Source organism: Veillonellaceae bacterium (genome assembly GCA_012523975.1).
Classification (GTDB): Bacteria; Bacillota; Negativicutes; order JAAYSF01; family JAAYSF01; genus JAAYSF01.
In genome coordinates, this window is the sequence record JAAYSF010000019.1 from 1 (window position 1) to 15,548 (window position 15,548).

General features: G+C 44.0%; 11 protein-coding genes. 10 read left to right on the forward strand and 1 reads right to left on the reverse strand.

Going from position 1 to position 15,548, the window contains the following annotated elements; all coding sequences use genetic code 11:
* On the reverse strand, window positions 1-851 hold an 851-nt coding region (locus tag GX348_03255; GenBank protein ID NLP41206.1), incomplete at its 3' end, for a DUF4130 domain-containing protein.
* A 209-nt stretch (window positions 852-1,060) separates the two neighbouring features.
* Here GX348_03255 and GX348_03260 point away from each other — a divergent pair.
* The 10 genes from GX348_03260 to rlmD all read left to right on the forward strand — a co-directional run bounded on the left by GX348_03260 (window position 1,061) and on the right by rlmD (window position 15,472).
* Window positions 1,061-2,701, forward strand: coding sequence for a putative manganese-dependent inorganic diphosphatase (locus GX348_03260; protein NLP41207.1), 1,641 nt, complete (start codon window positions 1,061-1,063; stop codon window positions 2,699-2,701).
* A gap of 221 nt (window positions 2,702-2,922) precedes the next feature.
* The gene (gene pcrA, locus GX348_03265) at window positions 2,923-5,157 is read left to right on the forward strand and encodes a DNA helicase PcrA (GenBank protein NLP41208.1); all 2,235 of its coding nucleotides are present in this window, start codon (window positions 2,923-2,925) and stop codon (window positions 5,155-5,157) included.
* A gap of 18 nt (window positions 5,158-5,175) precedes the next feature.
* Window positions 5,176-7,209: an NAD-dependent DNA ligase LigA gene (ligA, locus tag GX348_03270; GenBank protein NLP41209.1), complete on the forward strand. Its 2,034-nt coding sequence runs from the start codon at window positions 5,176-5,178 to the stop codon at window positions 7,207-7,209.
* 75 nt (window positions 7,210-7,284) lie between these two features.
* Window positions 7,285-7,575: an Asp-tRNA(Asn)/Glu-tRNA(Gln) amidotransferase subunit GatC gene (gene gatC / locus GX348_03275; GenBank protein NLP41210.1), complete on the forward strand. Its 291-nt coding sequence runs from the start codon at window positions 7,285-7,287 to the stop codon at window positions 7,573-7,575.
* Between the two features lie 13 nt (window positions 7,576-7,588).
* A complete protein-coding gene (gene gatA, locus GX348_03280; GenBank protein NLP41211.1) occupies window positions 7,589-9,055 on the forward strand; it encodes an Asp-tRNA(Asn)/Glu-tRNA(Gln) amidotransferase subunit GatA in 1,467 nt (488 codons plus the stop codon).
* Window positions 9,056-10,489 carry an Asp-tRNA(Asn)/Glu-tRNA(Gln) amidotransferase subunit GatB gene (gatB, locus tag GX348_03285; GenBank protein NLP41212.1) on the forward strand — a complete coding sequence of 478 codons (1,434 nt, stop codon included), beginning with the start codon at window positions 9,056-9,058 and terminating at the stop codon, window positions 10,487-10,489. It begins immediately after the preceding gene.
* Between the two features lie 169 nt (window positions 10,490-10,658).
* Window positions 10,659-11,297: a CPBP family intramembrane metalloprotease gene (locus GX348_03290; GenBank protein ID NLP41213.1), complete on the forward strand. Its 639-nt coding sequence runs from the start codon at window positions 10,659-10,661 to the stop codon at window positions 11,295-11,297.
* A gap of 13 nt (window positions 11,298-11,310) precedes the next feature.
* On the forward strand, window positions 11,311-11,565 hold the full coding sequence (locus GX348_03295; GenBank protein NLP41214.1) for a hypothetical protein: 255 nt from the start codon (window positions 11,311-11,313) through the stop codon (window positions 11,563-11,565).
* Window positions 11,566-11,606: 41 nt separating this feature from the next.
* Window positions 11,607-14,024, forward strand: coding sequence for an AAA family ATPase (locus GX348_03300; GenBank protein NLP41215.1), 2,418 nt, complete (start codon window positions 11,607-11,609; stop codon window positions 14,022-14,024).
* Window positions 14,025-14,077: 53 nt separating this feature from the next.
* Window positions 14,078-15,472: a 23S rRNA (uracil(1939)-C(5))-methyltransferase RlmD gene (gene rlmD, locus GX348_03305; protein ID NLP41216.1), complete on the forward strand. Its 1,395-nt coding sequence runs from the start codon at window positions 14,078-14,080 to the stop codon at window positions 15,470-15,472.
* Window positions 15,473-15,548: the final 76 nt, after the last annotated feature.

A 15,548-nucleotide genomic window follows, 5' to 3' on the forward strand; every position in this document is an offset into this window, starting at 1 on the left:
GGAATTTTAATCGTTTTAGAAATAGAATTTTGTATATCGCTAACTGCTAATAAAGAAAAAGCAGGGGAGTCATGCTCCCTGCTTCCATAATACTTTATGCTCTTACCCCAACAATTGACAAAGAGCCAATATTTTTTGGGAAGAAAACGTTGGGCAAGAGCGATATTTTTACGAGTTGCAATATATTGTGAGCTATAGTAAGTTTCCCAGGCTTTTTGGAAATTATCGCCATGGGAATAGGCCTTATACTCGTTAAGGGACACAGAGATAATATCACCTCTATAGATTTTGATAGCTTTTTCGGGCAGCACCATTACCAAGCCGGTATTAGGATATTTAGCTGAGATATTCCTTAGAATAATATCGGCAGTATCATGAAATAGCTTAGGGGATGTAACAAGGGTATTATTTGGGCCGGGCTGAAAACGAATAAAGGCGCTCATTCGATGAACTTCATGCCAGACAGCTCTTGTCCGAGCGATAAATATCCTGCTAATAGATCCTATTCCGCCTAGACAGTAAGCATGACCATAGCGAAGCGCCTGCTCGACTGCTGCAAAGATAACAACTGAGCGGTCAGAAGCTTGATATCGCATATTGCCGGCGATATGATGAATTAGAGTTTTACCTGAGGCAGCCGTCAGCCAAGCAGCATCCAGACCGCAGTTTTGCCTTAATTGCCCCACTAGTTCTGGAATCTTATAGTTATCGGCATCAATGGCATCAGTATGCATAAAAAGGCCGAGTTCCTGCTGGTCACTTCTGAAACAAGGCAAATCACTTAAGATCTGGGCTAGTAATGCTGCTTTAATTATTGAAGCAGGAGTTCGTGAGCATAGTATCAAGGTCATCACCCCATAAACTTAGTGCTGATAAAGTGGACGACTGCATATACTATCATTATACAATGGCGTACATATGTTTGGCAAACATATGTACTAAAAAATACTGAATAGTTCGAGTTTGGCCGGAAGCTGTTGCACAAAACAGCTAAAAATAGGATAATAGAAAACGCAGTTATCACAAAATATGCAATATCCAACAAGCAGCGGAGGTTTGTATGAATACTCAACAAAAACCAATATACGTTATAGGACATCGAAATCCTGATACCGATTCTATTTGCTCGGCTATTGGCTATGCCCATCTTAAGCAGGCACTGGGAGAAAATGCTGTTGCGGCGCGGGCAGGAAAAATCAACGCTGAAACTAAATATGTTCTTGAAAAATTCGGGTATGTCGTGCCTAAGCTCATTCTAGACCTATATCCAAGGGTTAAGGATGTTATGGTTAGTAATGACGTAACGATAGCACCAGACGATACATTGCGTGACCTGGGTAATATAATGCAGAACAAAAGTGTTAAATCAGTTCCTGTCGTAGATAAGTCCGGCATGCTTGTCGGTATTGTTACAGTCGGTGATTTAGCCAAGTTATATTATGAAGAGCTCGAAATGCAGGACTTAAAACGTGCTGGTGTTGATTTTGCTATGATTTTAAAGGTGCTAGACGGTACCTTGGTTTGCGGCCGTGAGCTTAACCGTAAAATTACCGGCAAATTGCGGATTGCTGCAGGAAGCACAACTACAATAAATAAAATCATTAAAGCCAACGATGTTGTATTGGTCGCTGATCGTTATAATGCGCAATTGGCTTCGTTAGAACGCAATATAGCCTGTCTTGTTATAACCAGTGATGCTGAGCTTGCTCCTGAACTTATCGAAGCTGCCTCAGCGAAAGGGATAGTAGTAATTAGCGCTCCTTATGATACTTATACTTGCGCGCGGTTAATAAACCAAAGTGTTCCAGTTAGTGTTGTTATGAAAACTAACGTAATGGCTTTCAACCCAAGTGATTTAGTAAGCGATATCAGAGAAGCGATTGCCGGAACAAGATACCGCAATTATCCTGTGGTCGAAAATGGGAAACTGGTCGGGATTATACACCGCGACCAGTTAATTAGTCCTAAACGGGAAAAAATTATTCTAGTTGATCATAATGAGCGAACGCAAGCTGTAGACGGCATCGAGGAAGCTCAAATCGTTGAAATAATTGACCACCACCGGTTAGGCGGACTTGAAACCAATGAGCCGATTTTTATCCGTCATGAACCGGTTGGCTGTACGGCGACAATTGTTGCTAAAATGCATTGGCACCGGGATATAGACATTCCCAAAGACATTGCTGCATTACTGCTGGCGGCAATTATATCCGATACTGTTTTGTTTAAGTCCCCAACAGCTACTGCTGAAGATCGTCAAGTTGCTGAAAAGTTAGCTCAGCTTGCCGGCGTTGATCTGGTTGAATTTGGTATGGCTGTTTTAAAAGCCGGATCAAGCATTAGCGATATGACGCCTGCCGAAATTGTTCGCAACGACTTAAAGGAATTTCAAGTTGGCGAATCGCATGTAGCAGTTGCTCAAATTTCTGTAATGGATACAGCCGAGGTTTTGGCAATTAAGGATGAAATCCTTGACGAAATGAACAGTATTATAGGCAAGGAACAGAACGATCTTATATTACTAATGGTTACAGATATTATAAATGAAAGCACGCATCTCATCTATGCCGGAAAGACAGCAGAATTAATACATCGGGCGTTTGGCCGGGGTGAACAAGATGGGGTAATCTATTTGCCTAATGTTATGTCGCGTAAGAAACAGGTTATCCCGCCACTGATGGAAGCCGCCCGTGAAAATTAATTAGTAATAAAGATTTGATAATACATTGTCAGTGTTACTCCTTTGGCTGTTCTCACAAAAAGTGGACAGCCAAATTTTTTTCCAAACTATCAATGTCAAAGGTGATTGTCGTGGTTTTCGACAGCTATCCGGATTTTTGTTTATTAAAACACAGGAATTATCTTTACATCTGGAGAAAATATTTATGTTTATGATAGTTTTCTAATATCTTGGAGGAATTTATGAATATAATATTTGACGGACTGAACCCTGGCCAGACGGCTGCGGTTGAACATATTAACGGACCGCTCCTGATAATGGCTGGAGCAGGATCCGGAAAAACTAAAGTGTTGACCTGCCGTATTGCATATTTACTTGAACAGCATGTCGCCCCGTACAACATCTTAGCTATCACTTTTACCAACAAAGCGGCTGCCGAAATGCGTGAAAGGGTTACGCGGATGGTTGGCCATCAGGCAAAAGATATTTGGCTTAGTACTTTCCACTCATTTTGTGCCAGGTTTTTGCGGATGGAAATTGAACATCTTGCTGCGTATAAACGCAATTTTGTTATCTATGATGCTGCCGATAGTTTGGTGGTTATAAAAAACTGTCTCAAAGAAATGAATCTTGATGATAAACTTTATGCGCCAAATGCAATTCAGTCGGCAATATCGAACGCCAAAAATGCCCTGACCAGCGAACGTGAATTTGCCCGTCAAGCTGATAGTTTTCATGCTCAAAAAGTAGCTGAGGTTTATGAATTATACCAGCATAAACTGCGGAGCAATAATGCACTTGATTTTGACGATTTACTTGTTCTTACGGTGAGTTTACTAAAAACAAATCAGGAAGTTCGTGAAAAGTACCAGGAAAAGTTTCGTTACATACTTATTGATGAGTACCAAGATACCAACCGCGCTCAGTATCTATTAGCCAGATTATTAGCTGAAAAACATCGCAATCTCTGTGTTGTTGGTGATGCTGATCAGAGTATTTATGGGTGGCGGGGTGCCGATATTCGCAACATTCTTGACTTCGAGCAAGATTATCCTGATGCCAAGGTCATAAAGTTGGAGCAGAACTACCGCTCTACCCAAGTTATCTTAGACGCTGCAAATGCTGTTATTGAACACAATGCCGATCGCCGGCCAAAGCAATTGTGGACCGAGAACAATCCAGGCGAAAAAATTACCCATTACCTTGCCTATGATGAGCGTGATGAGTCTAACTATATCGCCAGCACCATTATCAAGCTCAATACGGTATATAATACCCCTTACGGCAATATCGCCGTCCTTTACCGGACTAATGCCCAGTCAAGGGTAATCGAAGAAGCCTTTATGAAAAACGGGCTGCCTTACACTATTGTAGGCGGATTAAAGTTCTACGATCGTAAGGAAGTAAAAGATATTCTCGCTTATTTGCGCGTCATTTTCAATCCAGCCGACACTATAAGCCTGCTTAGAATTATCAATGTTCCCCGCCGTGGTATCGGTGATACTACCATTGCCCGGCTTATCGATCACGCCGATAAACATAACATGACATTGTTTGACGTTGTATCAAATCCGGAACTGGTTCCCGGATTGACTGCAAGATCGATAAAACCGCTCGAAAGCTTGGCTGAGCTTATTTTCACCTTAATGGCTGAGGCACAATCGCTGCCAGTCGTTGAGTTAGTAGAAAAAATCATGCATGATTCAGGTTATATCGCCGATTTGGAGAAGGGGCAAACACCGCAAGATGAGGCACGATTAGAAAACTTGCAGGAATTGCTGAGTGTTGCCAAGGAATTTGCGCAAAGCGAAGAAGAAAATACCTTAGATAATTTCCTTAATCATGTTTCACTGGTTTCTGATACTGATAATGCTGAAAACGGCGACGACCGTATTACCTTAATGACGCTCCATTCGGCAAAAGGACTGGAATTTCCAATCGTATTTATGGCTGGAATGGAGGAAGGGATATTCCCCCATTCCCGAACTCTGCTTAACGAGTCTGAGATTGAAGAGGAACGACGAATTTGCTATGTGGGTATAACCAGAGCACGACGGAAATTATATATGACTAATGCCAGAATGCGGACGATTTTCGGCAGAACTAACATGTTTCCGCCTTCGCGGTTTTTGGAAGAGATTCCCGAGGACGTATTAGAAAGAACATTAAACCAGCATAATAGAAATAATCCCGCAGCCACCCAATTTGCTAGTGTAAGGTCTAGTTTTGCCCGTCAGGCCGAAAGTCTGCCGGCTGCCGGGCAAACCTCCAAGCTTAATATCATAAAGCCAAGTGATGCAAAACCTAACACCGGCATTGAATGGCGTCCAGGCGACAAGGCTCGGCATAGTAAATGGGGCATTGGCACTGTCGCTCAAGTACGCGGCAGCGGTGAGAACCAAGAACTTAAGATTGCCTTTCCGGGTCAGGGCATCAAGTCGCTAGCCGTAAAGTTTGCCCCGCTGACTAAAGTTTAAATGAGGAGTGAGCATGCGATGGTACCATCAACTCTAGCCGAGGCCGCGGTAATGGCGAAAGACCTGCGGCAGCAGATTAATCATCACAACCATTGCTACTACGTACTGGATAACCCGGAAATCACTGATGCTATATATGACAAGCTTGTCCGGCAGCTTATCGAACTAGAAAAGGCCTTTCCCGAATTAATAACCGCTGATTCGCCAACGCAAAGAGTTGGTGCAGCACCGGCAGCGGGATTTGAACGGGTAACTCATCTTACCCCCTTGAAAAGCCTAAGCAATGCATTTTCACGCGAGGAACTAATGGCATTCGATAGTAGGGTAAAGAGCGGTCTGGGAGTAGACAACATAGAATATGTTGTCGAACATAAAATAGATGGTTTAGCAATCAACCTAACTTATGAGAAGGGAATATTGGCGCGGGGCGCAACACGCGGCGACGGCATTGAGGGAGAAGATGTTACCGCCAATATTCGTACCATTCGCTCGGTTCCGCTTAGGCTTATAGCGAAGGATTTTGAGATCCCGGAACTATTAGAAGTCCGGGGTGAGGTGTATATGCCGCGCCAGGCATTTGAGCGCCTCAATCGCGAGCGTAAGGAGAAAGATGAGCCGCCGCTTGCTAATCCGCGCAACGCTGCGGCCGGATCGCTAAGGCAGCTCGACCCTCAAGCAACCGCTAACCGAGCGCTTGATGTCTTTATCTATGGTATTGGCGTAAGCGGTAACATTAAATTCGATACCCATGCCGAAATGCTGCGATACCTCGCTACTTTAGGGTTTAAAGTAAATCCGCACTACCAGGTGTTTGGCAGTATAGTTGAAGTTATCGACTATTGCGAAAGCTGGTCCGACAAGCGCAATGAACTGCCTTACGACATTGATGGCTTGGTAATAAAAGTAAATAACATGGCCTATCAACAAGCCCTAGGAGCAACTGCCAAAGACCCGCGTTGGGCAATCGCTTATAAATTTCCGGCAGAGCAGGCAACTACCGTAGTAGAAGATATTTTCGTAGGGGTAGGACGCACCGGTGCGCTAACCCCAACCGCCATTCTGCGCCCCGTTCGGCTGGCTGGCTCGGTAATCAGCCGGGCTACACTACATAATGAGGATTACATTCAGGAAAAGGATATCCGCGTTGGCGATACTGTCATAATTCATAAAGCCGGGGAAGTTATTCCTGAAGTAATAGCAGTTGTGAAAGAAAAGCGGACAGGTAAGGAGAAACCTTTCGTTATGCCGGGAATCTGCCCAGAATGCGGGAGCAGTGCTGTCCGTAAACCCGGTGAGGCGGCACATAAATGCATTAATCCGAGCTGTCCCGCCCTTAGGCGCGAAGGCTTAATTCATTTCGTGTCGCGCGATGCAATGAATATCGAAGGCTTAGGTCCGGCGGTTATAACTACGCTTTTGGATGCCGGATTATTAAATGATGCGGCGGATTTTTATAAGCTGACGGTAGAAGACTTAGTTAAACTAGAGCGGATGGGCCAAAAGTCGGCACAAAATCTTGTCGATGCTATTGATAAAAGTAAACAGGCAGGCTTAGCGCGAGTCTTATTTGGCCTTGGGATTCGCTATGTCGGCGTTAAGGCGGCGGGGATTATTGCCCGGCATTTCGGTACAATTGATGCCGTAATGCGGGCTAGTTTAGACGAACTGATGAAACTTGATGAAATTGGCGGCAAGATTGCCGAAAGTGTAGTTGGCTACTTTACCAGTACCGATAACCTCGAACTTGTTGAACGCTTGAAACAATTTAGAGTTCGAATGACAGAGGACAAACCAACCAACCAAGGCGAGCAGCTTTTTGCAGGTCTTACCTTTGTACTAACCGGTACATTAGTTGGTATGACTAGGGCAGAGGCCACTGACCTGATTGAATCACTAGGCGGCAAAGTGTCAGGTTCGGTTAGTAAAAAGACCAGCTATGTCGTAGTCGGCGCCGAAGCCGGCAGCAAGCTTGAAAAGGCAAGGCAATTAGGAGTTGCCGTTCTTACTGAAGAGCAGTTTAAAGATTTAGCGCAAAGCAACCTGCATCATTAGTTTGAAACGATAGACAAGCGTGGTATAATATAGTTTATATGGAATTTCTTGATTATAAAGGTGGATGGTGAAAAAATGAAAATTACGCGTAAAGATGTTGAAAACGTTGCGCTGCTGTCGCGGCTGGAAATTTCCGAGAGCGACATCGAAACAGTAACAAAACAGCTGAATGCAATTTTAGAATATGTTGATGTTTTAAATAAAGTTGATACAACAAATGTGCAGCCGACCGCACATGTACTGCCACTTAACAATGTTATGAGAAAAGATGAAGTCCGTCCTTCCCTGCCCCGTGAACTTGCTTTATCCAATGCCCCTGAGCAGGAAGACGGCTATTTTAAAGTGCCTAAGATTGTTGAAGGATAAGGAGGTATAGTTAATGGAGTTGATTAAATACACTGCCAGCCAGTTGCATGATAAACTAAAAACTAAAGAAATATCATCGGTTGAACTCACTAAGGCAGTATTTAGCCGAATTGATGCTGTCGAACCAGATGTTAATGCTTATATAACCGAAACACGCGAGCTGGCGCTGGCACAAGCAAAACTAACTGACGAAAAAATTGCCAAGGGCGAAAATATTGCGCCGCTTGCCGGTATTTCGGCAGCAATAAAAGATAATATCTGTATGAAGGGTGTAAAAACTACCTGTGCAGCCAAAATTCTCGCCGACTTTGTTCCCCCGTACGATGCAACTGTTATGGAGCAGCTGGCCGATGAGGGTAGCGTTGTCGTGGGTAAAGCTAATCTGGATGAGTTTGCTATGGGCGGCTCAACTGAAAACTCAGTCTTCGGCGCTTCGCATAATCCTTGGGATTTAAACGCTGTACCAGGCGGTTCGAGCGGTGGTTCAGCTGCAGCTGTTGCCGCTGGCGAGGCTGCCTGGGCGTTAGGCTCAGATACCGGGGGGTCCATTAGACAGCCGGCCGCATATTGTGGTTTGGTGGGCTTTAAGCCGACTTATGGACGGGTTTCACGGTATGGTTTAGTAGGTTATGCTCCGTCACTTGATCAGATCGGGCCGATTACACGCGACGTTACCGATTGTGCCCATGTACTGAATGTTATTAGCGGATATGATCCGAAAGATTCTACATCAATAAACAGTAAGGTGCCGGACTATACGAAATCGCTGGTGAACGATGTTGAGGGTCTAAAAATCGGATTGCCAAAAGAGTATTTTGTATCAGGCATGAATCCGGATGTTGAAAAAGCTGTCTACAAGGCTATCGACCAGCTAGTATCGCTTGGCGCTGAATATCAAGAAATATCTATGCCGCACACCGAGTATGCTTTGTCGGCATATTACGTAATCGCACCGGCAGAAGCAAGTTCAAACTTAGCCCGCTTTGATGGTGTAAGCTATGGCTATCGGGCAGCAGGCAGTGACATTGTTGATATGTATAAAAAGACTCGCAGTGAGGCGTTTGGTCTTGAGGTAAAACGCCGGATTATGCTGGGAACATATGCGCTCAGCTCCGGGTATTACGATGCCTACTATTTGCAGGCTTTGAAAGTACGTACATTAGTTAAGCAAGACTTTGACAAAGCGTTTGAAAAAGTTGATGTCCTTATTACGCCGACAGTTCCGACTCCGGCTTTCAAAATGGGGGCAATGACTAATGACCCGTTGGCTATGTATCTGCAGGATATTTTTACAATTCCAGTAAATCTTGCAGGGGTGCCGGCTGTATCAGTACCGTGCGGTTTTGCAGGCAAGCTACCGATCGGACTTCAGATTATCGGCAAACCGCTGGGTGAAGAAACGCTTATTCGTACTGCATATACCTTTGAGCAAAATAATGATTACCATAAGCGCTTTGCTCCGCTCGGGGAGGGTAAATAAATGGATTATGAAATAGTTATTGGTTTGGAAGTACACTCAGAATTAAAAACAAAATCAAAAATCTTTTGCGGCTGCAGCACGGCTTTCGGTGCTGAACAAAACACTAATGTATGTCCTATTTGTTTAGGCATGCCCGGCGTGCTTCCGGTTATTAACGAAAAGGTAGTTGAGTTTGCCATAAAGGCCGGTTTGGCTTTAAATTGTGAAATATTACCGTTCAGCAAATTTGACCGCAAGAACTATTATTACCCTGATTTGCCCAAGAACTTTCAAACTTCCCAATTTGATCTGCCGATAGCTATTAACGGCTATCTTGATATTGAGGTAAACGGCGAGCAAAAGCGGATTGGCATTAACAGAATACATATGGAAGAAGATGCCGGAAAGCTAGTGCATGCAGGCAGTATTACAACCTCGGATTACTCTCTGGTCGATTACAACCGGGGTGGTGTGCCCCTGATTGAAATAGTTTCAGAGCCCGATATGAGGAGCCCGGAAGAAGCTAAAGCCTATCTGGAAAAATTAAAAGCAATTCTCCAATATATTGATGTTTCTGACTGTAAAATGGAAGAAGGCAGCTTGCGCTGTGATGCCAATATTTCCCTGCGGCCACAAGGTGCTGAAAAACTAGGCACTAAGACGGAGATTAAGAATCTTAACTCCTTTAAATCAGTGCAAAAGGGATTAGAATATGAGGCGGTCCGCCATGAAGAAGTGCTCGACGATGGTGGTAAGATCATTCAGGAAACCCGCTCGTGGGACGAGGCAAAAGGGATAACCGTTTCGCTGAGAAATAAAGAGCAGGCTCACGACTATCGCTATTTCCCCGAGCCCGATCTTGTGCCAATCATCGTTGATCCCGCAATGGTAGAAGAGATTAGAAATAATCTTCCAGAATTACCGGATGCCCGCAAATCTCGACTGATAAATGATTACGGTTTATCCTCCTATGATGCCGGGGTTATTACAGCTAGCCGGGCAATGGCTGATTACTTTGATGAAACTGTCAAGCTAAATGTGGATGCTAAAACGGCGGCAAATTGGCTGATGGGCGAACTGCTCAAGCACCTGAACAACGCTAATATGGAAATTGAAGATTGTCCGGTGACGCCGCAAAAGTTGGCTGGACTGATTGCACTAATCGACAAAGGCACAATTTCCAATAAAATTGCTAAAACAGTTTTTGAAGAGATATGGTCGACAGGCAAAGATGCAGAAGTCATTGTCAAGGAAAAAGGTATGGTTCAAATTAGTGATGCCGGTGAAATAGCCGGAATAGTTGACAAGGTAATTGCAGACAATCCACAATCTGTAGCCGACTTTAAAGCAGGTAAGGAAAAAGCTATTGGCTTTTTGGTCGGGCAGATAATGAAACAAACTAAAGGCCGCGCTAATCCTGAAATGGTCAACAAGCTGCTTCGCGAGCGCCTTTAAAATCAATAACATAATGCATTGGCTTTAATTACCGCAAAGAGGCGCGATTAATCGCGCCTCTTTTTCGCATGAAAAGCGGGTTGCACGCACATAATGGTAACGATACGCCTAAAAAGAGGTGTTTAATTTGTTATCGGTAAAAGCGGCATGGAATCTAAAAGCAGTAGTTATGGTTTACATACTGCGGCTATTAGTCGGAATGGCGCTAGTCCGGGTGATTTACCCGCTAATGTTTACTGTTACGCCAAGTCTCGTCGAAATTACTGACCGTGTTGTGGTAATTGTACTTGTTGCAATAGCAGTCTGGCAGTATCAGGGCAGTTTCCGAGAACTGGGCTTATCACTTAAACGGCCTCTGCGCAGTATTATCACTGGTTTGGTGGCAGGGGCAGTATTACTTACTGTAAGCCTGTTCAGCGAAAGAATATATACTGCCGCGCTATTTATTTCCCCAACTCAGCATCCGCTGGTTGCGCAGGCTGAAAAGGCATTAAACTGGCAGGATTTACTATTGCCATTGTTTCTAGCAGGACTAGCTGCGCCTATTGCGGAAGAAATAATGTATCGCTTATTTACTTTTCTTCCATTAAAAGATCGATGGGGGGTATGGGGCGGTGCCATAGCAAGTTCAGCAATTTTCGCTTTAATGCATTTTAATGCTTACTGGCTTGCCGAAATGATGGTAGTCGGAACAGGACTGGCATTGCTGTATTACTACACCGGCTCTTTAATTAGTGCAATTGTAGCGCACTCATTTATTAACACAACAAAAATAGTAATGATATTTCTTGGTCTGCCATTAACTTAAAGGGGGTTAGCATATGCCTCGCTGTAAAGTATGTGGAAATACCCATAGTTTTGGTTCCAGTAAAGTCGATCCTGTTGCGCCGTCGGCCAATGGACCAGTTTCAGGCATGATCGGCAATTTTAGCGACGATGAAGAGATTATCAGCATCAATAGCCTGGGTGCCAATAAAACCATGATAAATGAAGCCGCAGAGCACCCCCAATCCTATTTCGACATATGCTTAAGCTGTGGCAGTCAACAGTTAGAGTGGCATGACAGTCCCGCATAGGCTCGAAAAAGTTTAATCTAAATAGGGAAAAGGGGATAGATCTGATGACCAATGTTAACGAGTTGCCGGTCGACAAACTCCGTTTTACCTGTGATGAGAACATGTTTGACTTTACAACAACCGAGGAAGTCCCGCCGCTTGATGTCATGATTGGCCAAGAGCGGGCGGTTAAGGCGGTCGAGTTCGGTTTATTTACCAAAAGCCAAGGCTACAATATTTACGTATCCGGCTTAGTAGGTACAGGGAAAATAACCTATGCTCAAAATGCTGTTCATAAAGTAGCGCGGGAAGAGCAATCTCCAAACGATTGGTGCTATGTCAACAATTTTGAAAATCCCAGTCAGCCGATTGTACTGTCATTGCCGTGCGGAAGTGGGAATACTTTGCGCCAAGATATGCAAAATTTGGTTGAAGACCTAAAAACAGAAATTCCCAAGGTTTTCAGCAGTGATGATTATGAGCGGGCCAAAACTGACTTGGTGAAAGAATTTCAAGAAAAACGAGCCCTTATAATAGAAGGTTTTAACCAGAAGGCTGAAGAACTGGGCGTTATGCCGCAGTGGTCGACTACCGGCTTTGTCGGAGTTCCTATGGTCGACGGCAAGCCGCTTATCCCTGAAGAATATCAAAAATTAGATAAGGAAAAACGCGAAGAAATCGACAAAAAAATGCTGGCTGTGCATGAAAGAGCAATGGAAGTAGTGCGCCGGATGCAGCAGCTTGAGCGGGAAGTTCGCGAAGAGGTAAAAGGGCTTGACGGCAAGATAGGTCTTTTTGCCGTAGGTAACTTCATAGATGAGCTTAAAGAAAAATATGCTGAATATGAACAGGTCGTTACTTATCTAGAGGCCGTCAAGCAGGATATCGTTAAAAATATTAATGACTTTAAACCTTCGGCCTTAGAAGATGATAATAATCCGCTAATGTTATTCCGCAGAAACATGCAGGATTCAACCAAAGATAAGTATAGTGTAAACTTGCTTGTTGATAATCGCGAGGCCGAAGGCGCGCCTGTTGTCGTCGAGACCAATCCTACCTACTACAATTTAATTGGCCGGGTAGAGTATGAAAATCGGATGGGTGTAGTAAGCACTGACTATTCAATGATAAAGCCAGGGGCTTTGCACAAGGCTAACGGCGGCTATTTAATTCTAAATGCCAGAGATGTTTTGGTAAACGTTGGTGCTTGGGAAGCACTCAAAAGAGTACTGAAAACTAAAAAACTGTATATTGAAAATCTAAGCGAACAATATGGAATGTTGGCTATGGCATCATTAAAGCCGCAGCCTATCCCGATAAACGTAAAAGTTGTACTGATTGGCAATCCTCTTATCTACTACTTGCTTTATAATCATGATGAAGATTTCCGGAAGCTGTTTAAGATTCATGCTGATTTTGATGTCCAAATGGAAAACAACCCGACTAATATTAAAAAGTTAGCCGGTTTTATTAGCTCGACAGTTAAACGCGAAGGCTTAAAACATTTCGATCGATCTGCTGTCGCTAAAGTTGTTGAATACAGCTGCCGGCTAGCAGACAGCCAAAAAAAACTTACTACGCGATTTAATGAGGTAGTTGAACTGTTGTGCGAAGCCGATGCTTGGGCTACAATGGAGAAAGCCGCTACCGTAAGCGCTGCGCATATCCAAAAGGCAATCGATGAAAAACGCAGTCGTTCTAATAAATACGAAGAGCGCTTACAGGAAATGTTTGCGGAAGGCAAATTCCTCATTGATACCGATGATGAAAAAGTCGGTCAGGTCAACGGCTTGGCAGTTTTAGCAGTCGGTGATTATGCATTTGGCAAACCGTCTCGAATTACCGCAAACACTTATTTGGGCAAGAGCGGTGTAGTTAATATTGAACGAGAAATCAAAATGAGCGGCACCAGTCATACAAAAGGCGTTTTAATTTTAAGCGGCTACCTGGGTGAAAAGTATGCGCAGAAACACCCGCTGACACTTACCGCCAGTCTGACTTTTGAACAGATGTACGAAGGGGTAGATGGAGACAGTGCATCAAGCACCGAATTGTATGCCATTCTGTCAAGTCTTGCAAATTTACCGATAAAACAGTATATTGCAGTTACCGGTTCGGTTAACCAGAAAGGTGAGGTTCAGCCAATCGGCGGAGCAACGCAGAAGATAGAAGGATTCTTCTCTGTTTGCAAAATCAAAGGGCTAACAGGGAAGCAAGGAGTAATGATACCTTATCAAAATGTCGATGAATTAACGCTTAACGATGAGGTAATCGAGGCCGTACGTCAAGGCAAGTTCCATATCTATCCTGTTAAAACGATTGATGAAGGGATAGAGATTCTAACAGGAATTGCAGCCGGAGAACTTCAGCAGGACGGAAGTTACCCCGCCAATACAGTTCATAATCTCGTCAGCCAGAAACTGAAGGAATATACCGATACTATCTTGAAATTAGCAAAGACGGCTGAAGGAGAAAAATAGCAATCAAGGGGTGCCGTTGTGGCACCCCTTATTAATGTAAAAGGATGAGAATAGTGGCAAAAGACTACAAAAAATTACCGGTAAAAAAAGGTGCTACATATGCAGTTGATATCATAAGCTTAGGCCATAGCGGTGAAGGAGTGGGGCGGTATCAGGATTTTACTATTTTTGTACCGCACGCGCTGCCCGGCGAACAGGCTATAGTCAAGATTACTGAAGTTAAAAAGAACTATGCAAAAGGTCAGATGATTAAGACCCAAAGCGCCTCGCTCGACCGAATAACCCCGCAATGCTTTATATACAGCAAATGCGGCGGGTGCCAATTGCAGCACTTGAACTATGAGGCTCAACTAAGAGTTAAACGCCAACAAGTGGTAGATGCTGTTAGCCGGATAGGAAAACTAGACAACATTGCTATCCATCCAACACTGGGAGCACAGGAACCATGGTATTATCGCAACAAAATGCAATTCCCGGTTGGTACAGAGGAGGGGGAAGTTGCGATAGGTTGTTTCCAACAGGGGACACATAGCATAGTTAATACTGATAATTGCTATATCCAGCATAATTATAACAATAAAATTGCCCGGGAAATGCGACGGCTAATTACCCAACTCGGCATCAGCCCTTATGATGAGAAAACAGGTACCGGTATTGTGCGCCACGTATTAGGCAGAGTCGGTGTTCAAACCGGCGAAGTAATGGTAGTTATCGTTACAGCAATTGACAAACTGCCGTATGCCGAGAAAATTATCGAGGCCTTAAAAGGCAGAATTCCTGGTCTTGTCAGTATTATTCAAAATATAAATAATAAACGGACTAATGTGATAATGGGTGATAAGACAATTACCTTATGGGGTCGCGATACTATTACCGATAAACTGGGTGAGTTCAAATTCGAAATCTCAGCTCGCTCATTTTTTCAGGTCAATACGGCCCAAGCGGAGGCGCTTTACGATAAAGCTGTTGAATACGCCGCCTTAACCGGTCGTGAAACAGTTGTTGATGCATATTGCGGTACCGGAACGATAACCTTATTTTTAGCCCGCCATGCTGCAAAAGTCTACGGCATTGAAATAGTAAAGCCGGCCATTCTAGATGCCCGGCGTAATGCTGCTAATAATAATGTGACAAATACTGAATTCATAGTCGGTGACGCTATCGAAATAATGCCAGACCTGTTTAAACAAGGCATTCGCCCAGATGTCATCGTAGTTGACCCACCTCGCGCCGGTTGTGACAAATTGGTGCTGGAAACCTTCGTAAACATGAACCCGGAGCGCATTGTCTATGTATCCTGTAATCCGGCGACCTTGGCGCGGGATCTGGCGGTGTTGGACGAATATGGATACAAAACTCGCGAAATTCAGCCGGTTGATATGTTTCCGCAGACGTTTCACGTTGAGTGCGTAGCACTCCTACAAAGAAAACACAGCGAGAAGCCTTGAGAAATCAGGGCTTTTTTCTTTTTGTCAGATGTTTCGAGCAGCTTGGGAGGCTGAGGTCGGGAATATGTTTGCTACC